The sequence below is a fragment of the Kitasatospora sp. NPDC094019 genome, from assembly GCF_044764505.1.
Lineage (GTDB): Bacteria > Actinomycetota > Actinomycetes > Streptomycetales > Streptomycetaceae > Kitasatospora.
On sequence record NZ_JBIWIF010000010.1, the window covers coordinates 41996 to 59357 of the forward strand.

The 17362-nt window shown below is 72.5% G+C and carries 17 protein-coding genes and 1 tRNA gene; 11 read left to right on the forward strand and 7 right to left on the reverse strand.

What is annotated here, in order from left to right; translation table 11 throughout:
• The first annotated feature begins 39 nt into the window (after nt 1-39).
• A complete protein-coding gene (locus ACIQ9P_RS22785; RefSeq protein ID WP_402358992.1) occupies nt 40-1545 on the forward strand; it encodes a trypsin-like serine peptidase in 1506 nt (501 codons plus the stop codon).
• A gap of 112 nt (nt 1546-1657) precedes the next feature.
• Here ACIQ9P_RS22785 and ACIQ9P_RS22790 read toward each other — a convergent pair whose 3' ends face one another.
• Nucleotides 1658-2572 carry a sigma-70 family RNA polymerase sigma factor gene (locus tag ACIQ9P_RS22790; RefSeq protein WP_402359746.1) on the reverse strand — a complete coding sequence of 305 codons (915 nt, stop codon included), beginning with the start codon at nt 2570-2572 and terminating at the stop codon, nt 1658-1660.
• Nucleotides 2573-2746: 174 nt separating this feature from the next.
• On the opposite strand from ACIQ9P_RS22790, the gene ACIQ9P_RS22795 reads away from it, so the two are divergent.
• Entirely contained in the window at nt 2747-3604 is an 858-nt protein-coding gene (locus tag ACIQ9P_RS22795; protein WP_402358995.1) for an SDR family oxidoreductase, read from the forward strand.
• Here the strand turns inward: ACIQ9P_RS22795 and ACIQ9P_RS22800 are convergent.
• The gene (locus ACIQ9P_RS22800) at nt 3591-4214 is read right to left on the reverse strand and encodes a cysteine hydrolase family protein (protein WP_402358998.1); all 624 of its coding nucleotides are present in this window, start codon (nt 4212-4214) and stop codon (nt 3591-3593) included. The two genes, ACIQ9P_RS22795 and ACIQ9P_RS22800, sit on opposite strands and share 14 nt — an antisense overlap.
• A gap of 85 nt (nt 4215-4299) precedes the next feature.
• On the opposite strand from ACIQ9P_RS22800, the gene ACIQ9P_RS22805 reads away from it, so the two are divergent.
• Complete coding sequence (locus tag ACIQ9P_RS22805; protein ID WP_402359001.1) at nt 4300-5265, forward strand: GlxA family transcriptional regulator; 966 nt, start codon at nt 4300-4302, stop codon at nt 5263-5265.
• A 100-nt stretch (nt 5266-5365) separates the two neighbouring features.
• On the forward strand, nt 5366-5956 hold the full coding sequence (locus ACIQ9P_RS22810) for a hypothetical protein (protein ID WP_402359004.1): 591 nt from the start codon (nt 5366-5368) through the stop codon (nt 5954-5956).
• A gap of 37 nt (nt 5957-5993) precedes the next feature.
• Here ACIQ9P_RS22810 and ACIQ9P_RS22815 read toward each other — a convergent pair whose 3' ends face one another.
• Complete coding sequence (locus ACIQ9P_RS22815; protein WP_402359007.1) at nt 5994-6929, reverse strand: TetR/AcrR family transcriptional regulator C-terminal domain-containing protein; 936 nt, start codon at nt 6927-6929, stop codon at nt 5994-5996.
• Between the two features lie 220 nt (nt 6930-7149).
• Between ACIQ9P_RS22815 and ACIQ9P_RS22820 the strand changes: the two genes are divergently transcribed.
• The 3 genes from ACIQ9P_RS22820 (at nt 7150) to ACIQ9P_RS22830 (ending at nt 10513) form a co-directional block, all read left to right on the forward strand.
• Nucleotides 7150-8265 (forward strand): FAD-dependent monooxygenase, encoded by a 1116-nt coding sequence (locus ACIQ9P_RS22820; protein ID WP_402359010.1) that lies wholly within the window; start codon nt 7150-7152, stop codon nt 8263-8265.
• Between the two features lie 171 nt (nt 8266-8436).
• The gene (gene gltX / locus ACIQ9P_RS22825) at nt 8437-9813 is read left to right on the forward strand and encodes a glutamate--tRNA ligase (protein WP_402359748.1); all 1377 of its coding nucleotides are present in this window, start codon (nt 8437-8439) and stop codon (nt 9811-9813) included.
• 199 nt (nt 9814-10012) lie between these two features.
• A complete protein-coding gene (locus tag ACIQ9P_RS22830; protein WP_402359013.1) occupies nt 10013-10513 on the forward strand; it encodes a cupin domain-containing protein in 501 nt (166 codons plus the stop codon).
• 17 nt (nt 10514-10530) lie between these two features.
• On the opposite strand, the gene ACIQ9P_RS22835 is transcribed toward ACIQ9P_RS22830, so the two are convergent.
• Nucleotides 10531-11007 carry an ATP-binding protein gene (locus ACIQ9P_RS22835; protein ID WP_402359016.1) on the reverse strand — a complete coding sequence of 159 codons (477 nt, stop codon included), beginning with the start codon at nt 11005-11007 and terminating at the stop codon, nt 10531-10533.
• A 184-nt stretch (nt 11008-11191) separates the two neighbouring features.
• Here ACIQ9P_RS22835 and ACIQ9P_RS22840 point away from each other — a divergent pair, with 184 nt between their 5' ends.
• The 4 genes from ACIQ9P_RS22840 (at nt 11192) to ACIQ9P_RS22855 (ending at nt 13832) form a co-directional block, all read left to right on the forward strand.
• On the forward strand, nt 11192-12133 hold the full coding sequence (locus ACIQ9P_RS22840; RefSeq protein WP_402359019.1) for a Scr1 family TA system antitoxin-like transcriptional regulator: 942 nt from the start codon (nt 11192-11194) through the stop codon (nt 12131-12133).
• Nucleotides 12090-12230 (forward strand): DUF397 domain-containing protein, encoded by a 141-nt coding sequence (locus tag ACIQ9P_RS22845; protein ID WP_402359022.1) that lies wholly within the window; start codon nt 12090-12092, stop codon nt 12228-12230. Before ACIQ9P_RS22840 ends, ACIQ9P_RS22845 begins: the two co-directional genes overlap by 44 nt.
• Before the next feature lie 43 nt (nt 12231-12273).
• Nucleotides 12274-12357 (forward strand) — tRNA-Leu (locus ACIQ9P_RS22850).
• Between the two features lie 305 nt (nt 12358-12662).
• Nucleotides 12663-13832, forward strand: coding sequence for a UDP-N-acetylglucosamine--N-acetylmuramyl-(pentapeptide) pyrophosphoryl-undecaprenol N-acetylglucosamine transferase (locus ACIQ9P_RS22855; RefSeq protein ID WP_402359025.1), 1170 nt, complete (start codon nt 12663-12665; stop codon nt 13830-13832).
• A 71-nt stretch (nt 13833-13903) separates the two neighbouring features.
• Here the strand turns inward: ACIQ9P_RS22855 and ACIQ9P_RS22860 are convergent, their stop codons facing one another.
• The 3 genes from ACIQ9P_RS22860 to ACIQ9P_RS22870 are packed head-to-tail and all read right to left on the reverse strand — an operon-like array spanning nt 13904 to nt 17278.
• A complete protein-coding gene (locus ACIQ9P_RS22860) occupies nt 13904-15037 on the reverse strand; it encodes a DegT/DnrJ/EryC1/StrS family aminotransferase (protein WP_402359028.1) in 1134 nt (377 codons plus the stop codon).
• Nucleotides 15034-16263, reverse strand: coding sequence for an ATP-grasp domain-containing protein (locus tag ACIQ9P_RS22865; protein ID WP_402359031.1), 1230 nt, complete (start codon nt 16261-16263; stop codon nt 15034-15036). Before ACIQ9P_RS22865 ends, ACIQ9P_RS22860 begins: the two co-directional genes overlap by 4 nt.
• On the reverse strand, nt 16253-17278 hold the full coding sequence (locus tag ACIQ9P_RS22870; RefSeq protein ID WP_402359034.1) for a dTDP-glucose 4,6-dehydratase: 1026 nt from the start codon (nt 17276-17278) through the stop codon (nt 16253-16255). Before ACIQ9P_RS22870 ends, ACIQ9P_RS22865 begins: the two co-directional genes overlap by 11 nt.
• Nucleotides 17279-17362 lie beyond the last annotated feature (84 nt).

Below are 17362 nucleotides of genomic sequence, written 5' to 3' on the forward strand. Positions count from 1 at the left end.
CGGCGCCGGGTGTTTTTCACACAGGGGGAACACAAGTTCATGTCATTCTCTGACCGTAGCGGTCGGCGCCTTCGCACCGCGCACGCCGCCAGGACGGCTCTCGGTGCCTCGGCGCTCGCGCTGACGCTGCTCACCACCGCGGCCTGCGGCCCGGACAACAGCTCGGCCGACACCGCCGTCACCGCGGCCGCGGGTGCCGGGGCGGCGCCGAACATCGGGCTGCCGGCCAACCTCGAAGACCTGAAGAAGTGGAAGTTCGACGACTGGGAGAAGTGGGCGAAGGACTACGCCCTCCCGGCCGCCGCCAAGGGCTTCTGGACGCTGGACAAGCTGCTCAAGGCCAAGCCCAACGAGCCGCTCCCGCCGCCCGCGGCCCCGCCCGCGGCCCCGGCGCAGCCCGCGCAGCCCACCCAGGCCCCGGCGCAGCCGACGCAGGCTCCGCCCAAGCCCGCGCAGCCGACGCCGCCCGGTGCGCCGACGACCCCGGCCACGGCGTCCGCCAAGCCGCCGGCCGGCCAGCCCACCCAGCCGGGGCACCCGACCCCGCCGCCCGCGGTGCCGAAGCCGTCGAACACCCAGCAGCCGGCCTCGCAGGCCCCGGCCCCGCCGGCCGCCCCGGCCCAGCCGACCCAGGCGCCGGCGCAGCCCGCCCAGCCGACCCAGGCCCCGGCGCAGCCCGCCCAGCCCACCCAGGCCCCGGCGCAGCCCGCCCAGCCGGCCGACAACGGCAACGACCCGCTGCCGAAGACCGTCAACGCCCAACCGCTCCCGCACCCGTACACCAAGCTCGCCGTGCACGGGAAGCTGTTCGCGGACGCGCCGGGCAGCGGTGCCGAGGCGGCCGCCGGGCTGAGCCACTACCAGTGCTCCGCCACGGTGGTCGCGGACCCGGCCCACCCCGGCAGGAGCAACCTGGTCTGGACGGCCGGGCACTGCATCCACCAGGGCAAGGGCGGCAAGTACTTCAGCAACATCTCCTTCATCCCGGCGTTCAACAGCACCGGCGCGCTGAGCGGCGGCAAGCAGGCCGAGGAGGCGCAGTACGCGCCGCTCGGCATCTGGAACGCCACCCAGGCGGTCACCTCGCCGCAGTGGAAGGCCGAGGGCGGGGACGGCGGTTCGCCGGCCACCCAGTACGACTTCGCGATCATCCGGGTGCAGCCCGCCGAGGGCGGCAAGTCGCTGGAGGAGACGGTCGGCGACGCCGTGCCGGTCTGGTTCAACGCCCCGCGCGAGCAGCTCAACGTCACCGAGTACGGCTACCCGGCGGCCCCGCCGTTCGACGGCATGGAGCTCAACCGCTGCGAGAGCGGCCGGCCGAGCCGGCTCTCCTACGACCCGGCCCGCCCGCCGATGCACGCCATCGGCTGCACCATGACCGGCGGTTCCAGCGGCGGTGGCTGGCTGGCGGTCAAGGACGGCAAGCCGGCCCTGGTCAGCAATGTCTCGGTCGGCCAGCACGTCGGGGACCCGAAGTACCAGGCCGGTCCGTACCTGGACGACGTCGCCGCCGGTGCGTACGACTTCATCTCCAAGAAGGGCTGACGCCCGCCGGACGCAGGACGGCCGCCCCCGCGCACTCCGGTGCGTGGGGGCGGCCGCGTTCCCGCCCGTCATGGTGGCCCGGTCGGGGAACGGGCCCGGTCGGGGAACGGGCTCAGTCGGCGAACGCCGTGAGGTCCAGCGCGGCCAGCCGGTCCGGGTCGGTGAGCACGTCGATCGCCACGATCACGCCGCCCACCACGGTGAACGCCATGATCGACATCGGCCGGCCGTTCGCCCCGATCACCACGACGCCCGCCGCGCCGTTGACCAGCGCCGGGCGCGCGTACGGGGACAGGCCGCGGAACATGACCGCCTGGCCCGCGACCGTCCGGGCCCCGTTGAGCACCACCGGACGCCGCTGCTCCCGCCCGGCGGCGGCCCCGTCGGCGCGCAGCACCACGTCCGGGTCCAGCACCGCGAGCAGCGCGTCGAGGTCCCCGGTGCGGGTGGCGGCGAAGAACGCGTCGACGGCCACCCGCTGCCGGGCCAGGTCCCGGTCCGGCGCGGGCGCCCGGCCCTGCACCTTGCGCCGGGCGCGGCTGGCGAGCTGCCGGGTGGCCGCCGCCGTCTTCTCGACCAGCGGGGCGATCTCCTCGAACGGCACCGCGAACATGTCGTGCAGCACGAAGGACACCCGCTCGGCCGGCGCGAGCGACTCCAGGACCACCATCAGCGCCAGCCCGACCGAGTCGGCCAGCAGCACCTCCTGCTCCGGGTCCGGCGCGTCCGTCCGCCTGAGCAGCGGGTCCGGTATCCGCGACGGCTCGATGTCGCCGCCCCCGCCGCCGGCCGCGACCCGGGACTCGAAGGACTCCTCGCGCCGCTGGGCCCGCGAGCGCAGCTGGTTGAGGCAGATCCGCCCGATCACCGTGGTCAGCCAGCCGCCGAGGTTCTCCACCCCGGAGGTGTCGGTGCGGTCGTAGCGCAGCCAGGTGTCCTGGACGGCGTCCTCCGCCTCGGCGATCGAGCCGAGCATCCGGTAGGCGACGGCCCGCAGGTGCGGCCGGTGCGTCTCGAACGAGTCCACGTCCCCCGACCCGGCGCCCCTCGCGGTACCGGCGTCCTCCGCCGTGTCCGCCGCCGGAAAATTCTCGTCCACCCGTGTCACATTCCTCTGTCGCCGTGGGTCAAAGCTCCGGAAGCACGAAACCTAGCGGGTCCGCCGGAAGCGCGGCCTCCGTTCGCCCAAGGAGTGACGATCATGACTCTCCCGACCAGCGCCCCCGTTCTCGTGACCGGCGGCACCGGCACCCTCGGCCGCCACGTCGTACCGCTGCTGCGGGCGGCCGGCCGCGACGTCCGGGTGCTCACCCGCAACCCCCGCCCGGCCGCCGACGGCGTCGAGTACGTGGTCGGAGACCTGCTCACCGGCGCCGACGGGAAGGGCGGCGGCGGGAAGGACGTGGACGCGGCCCTGGCCGGGGTCGAGGTGGTCCTGCACCTGGCCGGCGACGCAAAGAACGACGAGGCCACCACCCGCAACCTGGTCGCCGCCGCCCGCGCGGCCGGGGTGAAGCACCTGGTGCACATCTCGGTGATCGGCGCCGACCGGGTGCCGCTCGGCTACTTCCGGGCCAAGCACGCCGCCGAGCGGGCCGTCCTCGGCTCGGGCATCCCGTGCACCGTGCTGCGCGCCGCCCAGTTCCACGACCTGACCCTGAAGACCGCGGCGGCGATGGCCAGGCTGCCGCTCGTCCCGAAGCTGGGCGGCATCCGCTGGGAGCCGGTGGACTCGCGCGACGTCGCCGAGCGTCTGGTCGAACTCGCCCTGGCCGCGCCCGCCGGGCTCGTCCCGGACCTCGCCGGTCCGGCCGTCCGCACGCTGGGCGACCTCACCCGCGACCACCTGCTGGCCAGCGGGAAGCGCCGCCCGATGCTGCCGCTGCGCGCGCCCGGCAAGGTCGGCCGCTGCTACCGGGAGGGCGTCAACCTGGCCCGGCCCGGGGCCGCGCGGGGCACCCGCACCTGGGAGGCGTTCCTGGCCGAGACCTTCCCGGCGGGTGCGGCTGCGGGTGCGGCTGCTCCGGCGGCGGCCACCGGCAAGGTCAGGACCCGCTGACGGCGGTGGGCTCGCCGGTCTTCGCCGCCGAGACCACCGCGGCGGTCGGCACCACCTTCGCGAACCGCATCGCGTGCAGCACCGTCGCGGTGGCCCGGGCGAGTTCGGCGGCCGGGAGGGTCACGCCGTCCGGGCCGGTCATGTCGAAGGCGTGCATGGCGTCGATCGGGAAGACCGCGTCGTACCCGAGGTTGCCCGCCATCCGGGCGGTGGTCTCGTTGCACACGTTGGTGATGATCCCGGTGACCACCACCTGCCGGGCGCCCCGCTCCTGGAGCCAGGCGTGCAGGTCCGGGGTGCCGTAGAAGGCGCTGTTCACCGTCTTGGTGATGTGCAGCGCGGGCTCGACCGCCGCCACGAAGTCCTTCAACTCGTAGCCGGGGGTACCGGGATCGAGCGGGCCGCCGGTGGAGGCGTGCTGGACCACGACGATCGGCCGCCCGGTGGCCTGCCACACGTCGATCAGTTCGCCGATCCGCTGCTCGGCGTCGGGGTTGTCGCGCCCGCCCCAGAACGCGGTGTCCTCGAAGCCCTTCTGGACGTCGATGACGACCAGGACGGCGTCGGTGTCGATGGTGAGCGGGGCGTCGAAGGCGCTGGTGTTCGTCATGCGTCCATGCTGCGGCGGGCCCCGACGCACCCGTGAGCGGCGGTGGAGCCACCCGTCGATACGATCCTGCCACTACGCTTCCCCCATGCGCACGGTGGGGTGTCTGGTCTTCGACGGGGTGCGGCCGTTCGACTACGCGGTGATCGGCGAGGTCTGGGCCGACCGGGCGGGCCTTCCCGGCGTCCCCGACTTCGAGCTGCGGGTCTGCGGCCCGGACGGTGCCCGGGTGCGGCTCGGCGGCGGGCTGGAGCGCGTTCCGGACTTCGGGCTGGACGCGCTGGCCGCCTGCGACCTGGTCGTGGTGCCGGGTGTGGAACGGCCGGACGAGCCGCGCGATCCGGCCGTGCACGCCGCGCTGCGGGTCGCCCACGGGCGCGGCGTCACCATCGCCTCGCTCTGCGCGGGCGCCTTCGTCCTCGCCGAGGCGGGCCTGCTGGACGGCCGCACCGCCACCACTCACTGGGCCCTCGCCGACCGCCTGGCGGAGCGCTTCCCGGCGGTGGACGTGCGGCCCGAGGTGCTGTTCACCGGCGAGGGCCGCTTGTGGACCTCCGCCGGGGTGGCGGCCGGGATCGACCTCTGCCTGCACCTGGTCCGCGCGGCGCACGGCGAACGGGCGGCCGCGTCGATCGCCCGCGCGATGGTCACCGCGCCCTTCCGCTCCGGCGGCCAGGCCCAGTTCATCCCCTCGCCCGTCCCGGAGCCCGCGCCGGCCGACGACGACCCGCTCGCCCGCGTCCGCACCGAGGTCCTCGCCGCCCTCGACACCCCCTGGACCGTCCGCCGGATGGCCGCCCTGGCCCTGATGTCCGAACGCACCTTCGCCCGCCGCTTCGCCGCCGCGACCGGCACCACCCCGCTGCGCTGGCTGCTGGACCAGCGCATCCTCACCGCCCAGCGCCTCCTGGAGGACACCGACCTCCCGGTGGACGTGGTAGCCGTCCGCTGCGGCTTCGGCTCGGCCGTCTCCCTCCGCCCGCCCTTCACCACCCGCCTCGGCGTCCCGCCCCGCGAGTACCGCCGCACCTTCCGCGGCCGGGACGCGGGCTGATGTCCGGAGTGCGGGTCGACGTCCGAGGCGCGGGCGCCGTCACCGTCGCCGTGCGGAATCCGCTGGCGGAGGACAGCGCCGCTGTGTGACCGTTCGGTCCATGGGCAATTCCACGGCGTATCCCGTCCTCCGGACCACCGACCCGGCCGAGGCGTACGCGTGGGCCGAGCGGCTGCGCGCGCTGCTGGCCCACGGCGAGGACGAGGTCGGGCTCTACGCCGAGCTGATGACGGCAGCCGACGTCCGGCGGATGGCCGAGGTCCTGCCCGGCGCCCGCTTCCACCACATGGAGATGCGGACCGGTCCGGCGGGGGAGTACCTCCCGTTCGAGCTCGACCCGCGTACGGCGGACGATGCCGCGCTGGAGCCGCACCTTCCCCTGGACGTCCAGCTGGACGTCCCGACGGGGAGTGCTGAGCGGCGTTTCGCGGCGGCCGTCGGCCGGGGCACGGCCGCCGTCGACTGGCACGGCCGGTGGCCGGACGACCCGGAGACCGGCAGCGTCGGTTCGCCGAAGTACGACGGGGTCCAGATCGTGTTCCACAGCGACTCGGCCCAGTTGGCCCCCTGGGCGGGCCACCACACCGTCTTCGTCCACGTGGGCAGGTTCGGCGACGAGGAGGAGCGGGCCCGCAAGCTCGCCGAGGCTGTCGGTGGCGAGGTGCTGGGCGAGGCGCAGCTCGGCTGGTGACACCGCCCCGTCGGGGCAGGCCGTCGGGGCAGGGGCCTCACCCCCGGCCCGCGCCCTCGATCCGGGCGGTGAGGCCGTCGAGGAGGGTGGTGAGGCCGGACTCGAAGAGGGTGTCGAGGTCGAGGTCGTAGCCGCTGTCGCCGAGTTCGGTCATCAGGCGGGTGAAGACCGGGTAGCGGGCGGCGGCGGTGCGGGGGTCGAGGGTGGCGAAGCGGGTGTCGGTCCACTGGTCGCCGGTGAGGCCGGTGGCGGCCTGGGCGCGGGCCTCGCGTTCGAGGTTGGCGGCGAGGCCCTCGATGTAGCTGTAGAGCAGGACGTGGATGTCGAGGACGCCGGCGGCCGGGAGCCCGTGGCCGTCAAGGGCGGAGAGTGCCCATTCGGCGTGGGTGAGCAGGTTCGGCAGCAGCAACGGCCGGGTGACGGAGCCGAGTTCGGCGAGCCAGGGGTGGCGGCGGAACAGCCCCCAGAGGGTGCGGGCGCCGAGTTCGAGGCGGGGCCGCCAGCCGTCCGGCGGGTCGGCCGGGTAGCGGGCCTCGCCGAAGGCGGCGTCGGCGGCGAGCAGGACGAGCTCGTCCTTGCTGGTGACGTGCCGGTAGGCGGACATCGGGGCGGTCCCGAGCCGGGCCGCGACGGCGCGCATGGACAGGGCGGCGAGCCCTTCCGTGTCGGCGATGTCGAGGGCGGCCGCGATCAGCCGCTCGCGGCTCAACTCGCCCTCGGCGGCGGCCGGTCGGGGTGCGGCGGCGGTAGCGGCAGCGGCGACCACGGTGCCGACCCGGGGCCGGGCCTCGATCAGTCCCTCCGAGCGGAGCACGGTGAGCGCCTTGGTCGCGGTGGCGAGGGCGACGCCCCAGTCCTGGGCGAGCCGCCGGGTCGAGGGGACGCGCGCGCCCGGGCCGAGTTCGCCGGTGGCGATCCGGCGGCGGAGGTCGGCGGCGATGCGGCGGAACGGCGGGTCCGTCTCGGGTGCCACGGCGGCGCCCTCCTGTTCGAGATCTTCTTCGGCGGCCGGGCCGGCCTGTACTAGCGCAGACGCTACCAGGGGAATCGGCCCCGAATCGGCCTCTGTCCTAGCTCAGAAACGGCTCTGACCTGCGAGTTCGAGCCTTGCGAGGCTCTGCGCGTACAGCGTACATTCAGAGTGTTCGCGGCGGACGACGCCGCACCGGCACAGCGAACCAGGGGAGCACCCGATGCAGAACGTCCTCGTCTCCGGCGGCGGTATCGCCGGCACCGCCGTCGCCCACTGGCTGGCCCGCCGGGGCTTCGCCCCCACCGTCGTCGAGCTGGCCCCCGCCCCGCGCTCCGGCGGCCAGGCCGTCGACATCCGGGGCGTCGCCCTCGACGTGATCGAGCGGACGGGCGTCACCGAACCGGTCCACGCCGCCCGCACCCGGATGCGCGGCATGTCCGTGCTCGACGCCGACGGCACCGAGCTGCACCGCTCGGAGGAGGCCACCTACAGCAGCGGTCGACTCGACAACGGGGACGTCGAACTGCTGCGCGGCGACCTGATGGAGATCCTCCACGACCGCACCCCGGCGGGCGTCGAGTTCGTCCACGGCGACAGCGTCACTTCGCTGTACGAGGACACGCGCGGGGTGCACGTCACTTTCGCGCACGGACAGCCGCGCACCTTCGACCTGGTGGTGGGCGCCGACGGCCTCCACTCCCGGGTGCGGCGGCTGGCCTTCGGCCCGGAGGTGGAGTTCCTGCACCCGCTCGGCACCCATGTGGCGATCTTCGCCGCCGACAACTTCCTCGGCCTGGAGGACTGGCAGCTCTGGCAGCGCGACGGCGACGCCGGTTACGGCATCTACCCGGTGCGCGGCAACACCGAGTTGAGGATCGTCTTCGGCTGGGGGAGCGACGCGCCCGCCGAGCGCGACCCCGAGGCGGCCCGCACGATCGTCGCCGAGCGGATGGCCGCGCTGAGCTGGGAGACCCCCCGGCTGCTGGACGCCCTGCACCGCTCGACCGACTTCTACGCGGACGTGATGGCGCAGATCCACCTGGACTCCTGGTCCGTCGGCCGCACCGTCCTGCTCGGCGACGCGGGCTACTGCGCCTCGCCGCTCTCCGGTCAGGGCACCAGCCTCGCCCTGGTCGGCGCCTACGTGCTCGCCCAGGAACTGGAGCGGGCCCGGGAGGCCGGAGCCGACCACCGGGCCGCGCTCGGGAGCTACGAGCGCCGGATGCGCCCGTTCGTCACCCTCAACCAGGCCCTCGCCACCGAGAACCCGGGCGGCCCGGCGGCCGAGGAGTCGGTCGAGCGGGCGAAGAACGCGATCGACCTGGACGCCGCGTAGCCGGGTGCGCGCGACGTCCGTGGCGGGACGCGCGCGCCTCGGGGACGGGACGCGCGCGGCTCCGGGGCGGGGTGCGTGTGACGGGGACGGCCTCCCGGCCCGATACCCTTTGGTTCCATGACCGAGGTTTCCCGTCCCGTCCGCGTCCGTTTCGCTCCGAGCCCCACCGGCATGTTCCACGTCGGCGGCGCCCGCTCGGCGCTGTACAACTGGGCGACGGCACGACAGCAGGGCGGTGTCTTCGTCCTGCGGATCGAGGACACCGACGCCGCCCGCAACAAGCCCGAGTGGACCGACGGCATCATCAGTGCCCTCGCCGCGATCGGCATCCACGAGGGCGACCCGTCCTTCGAGGGCCCGTACTTCCAGTCCGCCAACGCGGGCATCCACCGTGCCGCCTCCGAGAAGCTGTACGCGGCCGGCCGCGCCTACTACTGCGACTGCACCCGCGAGCAGACCGCCGAGCGCACCGGCTCCGCCCAGACCGGCTACGACGGCTTCTGCCGCGAGCGTGGCCTGGAGTACGCCGAGGGCCGGGCCATGCGCTTCCGCACCCCGGACGAGGGCGCCACCGTCGTGGTCGACCTCATCCGCGGCGAGCCGGCCTTCCCGAACTCCGCGATCGAGGACTTCGTGATCGCCCGCGGCGACGGCAGCCCGGTGTTCCTGCTCGCCAACGTGGTCGACGACCTGGAGCAGGGCGTCACGGAGGTCATCCGCGGCGAGGAGCACCTCTCCAACACGCCGAAGCAGCAGCTGCTGTGGGAGGCCCTCGGCGCCACCCCGCCGGTCTGGGCGCACCTGCCGGTGATCGTCAACGAGAAGCGGCAGAAGCTCTCCAAGCGCCGCGACAAGGTGGCGCTGGAGGACTACCTCGCCGAGGGCTACCTGCCCGAGGCGATGGTCAACTACCTGATGCTGCTGGGCTGGGGCCCCAAGGACGACGTCGAGATCCGTCCGTACGCCGAGCTGGAGCAGCTGTTCAGCATCTCCGAGGTGAACGCCGCCTCGGCGTTCTTCGACGTGGCGAAGCTGCGCTCGTTCAACGGCGAGTACATCCGCGCCCTGACGGTGGACGCGTTCGTCGCGGCCTGCGCGCCGTTCCTGGCCGCCGACCGCGCGCCGTGGGCGGCCGAGGACTTCGACGCCGCCGCGTTCGCCGAGCTGGCCCCGCTGGCGCAGTCCCGGATCGCGGTGCTGGGCGAGATCGTCGAGCAGGTCGACTTCCTGTTCCTGCCGCAGCCGGTGGAGCACGAGCAGTCCTGGGCGAAGGCCATGAAGGACAAGGACGGCGCGCTGGCCCTGCTGCGCACCGCGCGCGAGAAGCTCACCGCCCTCGCGGACTGGAAGGCCGAGCCGCTGAAGGCCGAGCTGGAGGCCGTCGCGGCCGAGCACGGGCTGAAGCTGGGCAAGGCGCAGGCGCCGATCCGGGTCGCGGTCACCGGCCGCACCGTGGGCCTGCCGCTGTTCGAGTCGATCGAGGTGCTGGGCCGCGAGCGGACCCTGGCGCGTCTGGACGCGGCGGCGGAGCGCCTGGCCGCCGCCTGACGCGAGCGCTGTTCCGAGGGCCGTACCCCGCATCGGCGGGGTGCGGCCCTCGGGCGTTCCCGGGGCTGGTCGCGCGGCCGAATTGACCCATGATTCTGCCGCCTGAATGAACCCCTCGGCCGGTCGATCACACTCATAGAGTGATCATCACAAGGCGACGGCAGGGGAGCCGGAGCCGCCCGAGACGGGGAGAACCACCATGAACGCCAGCCCGACCAAGCCGATCCTGACCCGCGCCGCCACCGCCGAGACCACCAGCGACCCCAGCAGCGTGATGACCCTGCTCGCCGACCACGGCACCGACGGCAGCCCGGTCACCAGCTACCGGTCCACCTTCGCCAAGGGCGCGGTCGGTGCCCCGGCCCACTTCCACACACGGGCCTCCGAGCTGTTCTTCGTCATCGGCGGCCAGCTCCGGGTCCTGCTGGACGAGAAGGTCGAGACCCTGGAGAGCGGCGACTTCCTGCTCGTCCCGCCGCGCACCCCGCACGCCTTCGCCGCCGCCCCCGGTTCGGAGGCCGACGTGCTGTTCGTCTTCACCCCGGGCATGCCGCGCTTCGACTACCTTCGGCTGCTCGGCCGGGTGATGCGGGGCGAGGCGAGCCCGCAGGAGATCAAGGACTCGTCCGAGCTGTACGACAACCACTACGTCGACAGCCCGCTGTGGCGCGCCACCCTGGAGGCCGCGGCCGGGAAGTGACGCCCGGCCCGTCACCCTCAGACCGTGACGAGTCTCGGTGAGCGGCCGAAGACGAGATCGGTGAACCCGGACGCGGGGGAGACCAGCACCCAGACGAACTTGCCGATCCCCCCGGCACGGGGGCAGCAGCCCCAGCGCTCGGCGAGTTCGTCGACGAGGAGGAGGCCGCGTCCGCACTCCTCCTCGGGGTCGACGTCGGGCCGCAGGACGGGGCGGCCGCCGCCGGCGTCGTGCACCTCCAGCCGGAGGCGGTCGGCGGGGGCGACGGCGAACCGGACTTCGATCAGGCGGTCCGGCGGGGCGTCGGAGTGCCGGACGGCATTGGTGACGAGCTCGCCGAGCAGCAACTCCGCGACGTCGGAATAGCGTTCACCGCGGGGGAGCCCGGCGAGGTAGGCGCGGAGGAAAGAGCGGGCGAGGGGGGCGGAGTCGGCCCGGGAGGGGAACCGGGCGGCGAACTCGCGGGGCCGGCGGGGGAGGCGGAGACAGGGCATGGCGAAGCCTTCCGGTGGGAGGGGGGAGTGGAACAGGCTCGCGAGTGGGGCGCGGAATTCACACTGTGCGAGCGAATAACTGCGTTCCGCCATCAATCATCGCGGGTTCCCGGGTACGGTGACTGCCGATTCGTGGTGTATGAGGCCAAGGCACAAGAGGGGGACCGAGGTGGCACATCGGAAGGTGAGCGCCGCACCCACAGCGAGTCCGGCGGAACTCTTCGGGGAGGCAGTGCGGTTCGCTCGGGAACGGGCGGGGCTCACGCAGGAGGCGCTGGCGAAGCTTCTGCACTGTGACCGGACCGTGGTCACGCGTATCGAGGGTGGTCGCCGGACGATGCACCTCGACACGGTGATCGCCTGTGACGACATCCTCGGAACGGGCGGGCTGCTGCGAACGCTGTGGGAACGCGTGGATTGGCAAGCCGATATCGAGCACCCCGACTGGTTCCACAAGTACGTCGAACTGGAGGAGGAAGCCGAAGCTGTCCGTGTGCTCCAGTACTGCCGACTCAATGGCCTGTTGCAGTGCGCGGACTATGCCCATGCGATCTTCAGTCTCGGCGATGCCCGCAACAACCCGCGAATGGTGGCCGAGCGGGTCGCCACCCGGTTGAGCCGGCAGCGCCGGTTCCTGGCCGCCGGTGGTCCGACACTGCTGGTGACTCTCCATGAGAGCGCTATTCGTACCGTCGTCGGTGGACCGGGTGTGATGAGGCGACAGATGGAGCACCTCCTCTCCGTCGGCGAGCGGTACAACATCTTCATCCAAGTGGCGCCGTTCGCCCGCCCGGTGACGAAGATGCCCGCCACCTCCCTGTCCCTGCTCCTGCTGCCGGACGGGCGGGAGTGGGTCTACTCGGAGAGCCTGTACCGCGGGCACATGAGTGACGCCCCGGCCGTGGTGGCCGAGGCTCGGCGGGACTTCGACCTCGTGCGGGGAGATGTACTCTCGGTCGGTGAATCCAGTGCCCTGATCGCCGATGCGATGGAGGAGTACCGCTATGAGGAACGTCAATCTCGTGACTGCCGGCTGGCGCAAGAGCAGCTACAGCGGGGACGACGGGGGCGAGTGCGTCGAGGTGGCCCTCACATCCCCTACCCCCGCCCTCGTCCCGGTGCGTGACTCCAAGGACCCCTCCGGTCCGGTCCTCCTCTTCCCCGCCGCAGCCTGGGACTCCTTCGTCTCCGCCCTCCGGGACGGCACCCTCCCGGTTGGTTAAGACCACCCCGGGAGATGGGCTACTATTTACCCATCACCCAGTTGCGCGGGTGGCGGAATAGGCAGACGCGCTGGATTCAGGTTCCAGTGCCCGAAAGGGCGTGGGGGTTCAACTCCCCCCTCGCGCACACAGAGAACGGCCGGTCGGACCCTCGGGTCCGACCGGCCGTTCCAGTTTCCGGACCTGTGGATCACCCCTCGCGGCGGCGTGCGGGGCGATCCGCGTTCGCGCTTGTTAGCGGATTCGGTCACCCCTGCGAAGCAGACCTGGGTGGCGGCAGCTGCGTCCTGGCTCGTGTAAGGCTCGGCAGCCCAGCGGTCCGGGTCGGCGTGCAGGTCGACGGCCGCGAAGGCGTCTGGGACGGTCCCAATGGGCTCTCCAAGCAGGGGCTAGCGTGGACTGGACGACGTCCGCGAACAGAGGAAGCACCCCGTGACGCAGCACAGCAGCGAGCCGTTCCGGCTGATCGTGACCGGAGGCGGGACCGGCGGCCACACGTACCCGGCCCTGACCGCGGTCCGGACCCTCCAGACTCGGCTCGCCGCGGCGGGTCGCGCGCTGGAGGTGCTGTGGGTCGGCGTCGACGGTGGCCTGGAGAACCGAGTCGCCGCCAGCGAGGGCATCCCCTTTCGCGCGGTCGCTACGGGCAAGGTCCGGCGCTCGTCCAACCCCCTCAAGCTCGTGTCGCCCGCGAACGTGCGCGACATGAGCCGCGTTCCGCTCGGCGTGGCCCAGGCCCGCGCGATCGTCGCCGGCTTCCGGCCGGACGTCGTCCTCGCCACCGGCGGGTACGTGGCGGTGCCGGTCGGTCTGGCGGCGAAGATGTGCCGCAGGCCGCTGGTCGTTCACGAGCAGACTGTGCGACTCGGGCTGGCGAACCGGTCGCTCGCGCGCGCGGCCACCAGGTTCGCGGTCTCCTCGGAGGCCACCCTCGAACTTCTGCCGGAGTCGGTGCGCGGCACCACGGTGGTGACGGGCAATCCGGTCCGGCCCGAGGTGCTGGCCGGCCACGCCCGGAAGGCAGTCGACGCGCTCGGCTTGCACTCCTTCACCTCCGGACTGCCGACCGTGTACGTGACCGGCGGCGCCCAGGGCTCGCAGCAGATCAACGAACTGGTGCGAGACTCCCTTCCGTGGCTCCTCTCGCGGGCGAACGTGATCCATCAGTGCGGGCCCGCGAACCTCGGCGCCCTCAGCGCGACGGTGAACGCCCTGCAGCCGGACCTGGCCGCCCGCTACCACCTGACCGGATACGTCGGCCCCGAGCTCCCCGACGTGCTGGCGCTGGCCGACGTCGTCCTGTCCCGCAGCGGCGCCGGAACGATCGCCGAGCTCACCGCCCTGGGCAAGGCCGCTGTGTTTGTGCCGCTCGCGACGTCGGCCGGCAACGAACAGGCCCAGAACGCGATGCACCTGCAGCGGCGACGCGCAGCGGTGGCGCTGACCGGAGAGGTCAACGCCACCTTGCTGCAAGACGCGATCGAGCCGCTCCTCACCGACCCCGGGCTCCGGGGACAGATCGCTTACCAGGCTCGGCAGATGGGCCGCCCCGACGCTGCCGAGCGACTGGTCGACGTGCTGCTTTCCGCCGCCTCCGCCTGATCAGCAGGTCTGGGGCCTCGACCTCCGATGGGCAGGGCTGTCGCCAAGGCATACGGCCAGGGTCGTGCGCATCACGGTCCTCCTGCCGATGTGAGGGCCTGTTCGAGTGAGTTCACCACGCGGTCGATGTCGGTTTGGGTGAGGTGCTGGTGGAACGGCAGGCTCAGGATCTCCTTGCTGATCTTCTCGGTGACCGGCAGTGGCCGGTGCCAGGGCTTGAAGGCTGACTGGAGGTGGTTGGGCGGGTAGTGGACGCCCACCGCGATGCCCTGGGTTTTCATCAGCCGGAACACGTTCTCGCGGTGCGGCACCCGGACCACGCACAGGTGCGGCACCGTGCGGGTCACGTCCACGTCAACCAGCTCCACCGCCGGGATGTCGCGCAGCGCGTCGCGGTAGGCGACCCACAGCTCCCGCCGGGTCGTCTCCGTCTCGGTGAAGCGGCGCAGCTGCGCGAGGCCGATGGCGGCGTTGATGGAGGACATCTGGTAGCGCAGGCCGAAGCCTTCCACGCTGTAACTGGTGATGGCCTGGCGTTCGGCCTGGGACTGCACTACACCGAGCATCCGCACGCCGCGTAGGAAGTCGGCCTCGCCGGGGTTGCGCGGGATGATCATGCCGCCCTGACCGCAGGTGAGGTTCTTGATGGGGCCGAACGAGAAGCACGTCAGGGCTCCGGTCGCGCCGACGCGTCGGTGGTTCAGGTGCGAGCCGAAGGCGTGCGCCGCGTCCTCGATGACGGCGATGCCGCGCTCGTGGAGGGTGTCGTAGGCCGTGCCCAGGTCCACGGCCCGGCCGCCGTACAGCACCGGCAGGACCGCTTGAGTGCGGTCGGTCACGGCGGTCATGACCGTGGCGGCCTCCACGCACAGGGTGTCGGGGTCGACCTCGACGAAGCGGGGGACCGCGTCCACGGCGCGGATGGCCTGGATGGTGGCGCAGAACGTCATGGACGGAACGATCACCTCGTTGCCCGCGCGGACGCCGGCGGCCAGCAGAGCGCAGTGCAGGGCGGCCGTGCCGGAGGCGGTGGCGACGGCGTCCGGGGCACCGAGGAAGCGGGCGACCTCCTGCTCGAACTGCTCGGTGACGGTGGTGTGCCCGTACTGGCCGTCAGCCAGGACGCGTCCCACGGCCTCCAGTTCCGTCCCGTACAGGTACGGGCTGGCGTTGTGCGCGGCGTCGGGCCGCGGTGGGGTGGTCACGATGCCTCCCGGGTCGGTCGGACGATCGGTCGGAGCAGTGAGGTGGCCTTGTCCAGGGCCTCGGACACATCTGCGGGCGTCGGTCCGGCGGCGGTGATCATGCCGATCTTGTGGCCGGACCGGTCGTGCGGGTGCACGGGGTCTCCGGGCCGGGCGTAAAGCTCGATGTCTGTGACACCGGGGACGTTGCGGGCTTGGTCGACACCCTCCCAGGTGGCGAGCTCGCCTTCCACGTTGAGGGGGGAGCCGAGCAGTTCCACCCCGGCGTGCGCGTTTCGTGTCGGCTTCAGGTAGGCGTCGAACGGTTCACCGAGCGCGAGTGCGATGAGTGCGCCCACGACGTTGACGCCGTAGGCGGCCTCGTGCAGGCGCGGGATGCTGTCCCCGCTCAGGCGCGGGTTGGCTTCGACGATGCGGCCCTTGCCGTCCTCACCAAGGACGAGGTCGAAGTTCGCGGGCCCGTCGACGATGCCCAGCGCGCTGCACAGCCCGACGGCGATGTCCTCAAGGTGACGGTGCTCCTGGTGGGAGAGTCGCGCCGTGCCGATGCGCCGGACGACGCTCCTGCCGGCCACAAGGTGCTGGTCCTTGATGAAGGTCATGACCGGCGTGCTGTCGCGGAGGAAGAGGTCGATGGTCAGCTGGCGGCCGTGGACGTACTCCTCGACGAGGACGGTGCCGGAGGCGGAGCAGGCGCGCGCACGGGCGATGGCGGCGGAGAGGCTGTCCGGGTGAGTGATACGGGTGACACCCTTGCTGCCCGATCCGTCCACCGGCTTGACCATGAGCGGGAAACGCAACTCTGTCGCCTTCGCAGTGACCTCGCCCGGGTCGTCCGACGCGGCCCATCCGTAGCCGGCGACACCGCAGGACGCGACGACCCTGTGAAAGGCGGCCTTGTCGAGACCCGCCAAGGCCGCCTCCGGGTACACGTAGGTCATGCCGTAGCGCAGGCCCAGGACACGCCAGGTGAGCAGCGCGGCGTCGCTCGCACCGGCCACGATCCCGACGGGCCGAGTGTCGCCCAGTGCTTCGGCGATGGCATCCGCGTCCCGGGTGGAGACCTTCATGGCCGCATCGGCGAAGGGGAACGCGGGGGCGTCCGACCGCATGTCGACAGCGATGGTCGGGATTCCTCGGCGTCCTGCCTCCCGGTAGAGAGGGATGTGCTCCTCCGACGCGCCGAGCACGAGCAGCGCGTTCTGTGGCAACTGGTCAGCGGACACGGTCGCGCTCCGGGCTCGGGGCCGTGATGTGGACGGTGGGTACCGGGGGGTGTGGGTAGCGGGCCTGCGGGGCCCAGCGGTCCGGGTGGTGCTGGTACCAGGCGACGGTCTCGGCGATACCGTCATCGAGAGAGCGGCGCGGCCGGTAGCCGAGCTTCTCGGCCTTGGAGCAGTCCATCGCGTACCGAAGGTCGTTCGCGGTCCGATCCGGGACGTAGACCACGCGGCTCCAGTCCGCTTCGCAGGCGCGCAGCAGTAGCCCCGTGAGCTCTCGGTTCGTCAGGTCCGTCCCGAGGCCCAGGTTGTATGCCTCGCCGGGTATGCCGTCGCGCAGAACGAGCTCGACGCCGGCGCAGTTGTCCTCGACGTGCAGCCAGTTCCGCACGTGCTGTCCCTGTCCGTGAACGGTGACCTTGTCGTTCCGCATCAGGGCGGAGACGAACCGGGGGACGACCTTCTCCGGGTGCTGGCCGGGCCCGTAGTTGTTCGAGGAGCGGGTGAGGCACACCGGCAGCCCGAACGTGACCGCGTACGACAGGGCGAGCAGGTCCGACGCGGCTTTGCTCGCGGCATAGGGGACCGTCGGGCGCAGCGGCGCGTCCTCGGTCGCGGCACCGTCCAGGAGCGGCCCGTAGACCTCGTCGGTGGACACGTGGACGAACTTGGACACCTCGGCCTTGGCCGCGGCCTCCAGGAGCCGCTGGGTGCCCAGCACGTTCGTCGCCGCGAACGCCCCGGCGTCGGCGAAACTGTGGTCGACGTGGGACTCGGCGGCGAAGTGCACGACCGCGGTGTGCCGGGCCATCAGGTTGGTGACGAGCGCGGTGTCGAGGATGTTGCCGTGGACGAACGTGAGCTTCGGCGAGTCGAGCGCCGCGCCCAGGTTGTCCAGGTTGCCCGCGTACGTGAGGGCGTCGAGGACGGTGATCCGCTCGACATCGTCGGCGGCAAGCATCCGCTTGACGAAGTGGGATCCGATGAAACCGGCGCCGCCGGTGACGAGCAACTGGCGCATGTGCGCCTCCAATCCGGGGGACGGCCGCCCTGCCCCGTCGCGAGGCGCGGTCCGACCGGCTTCCAGAACACTCCTGGAAGGGTG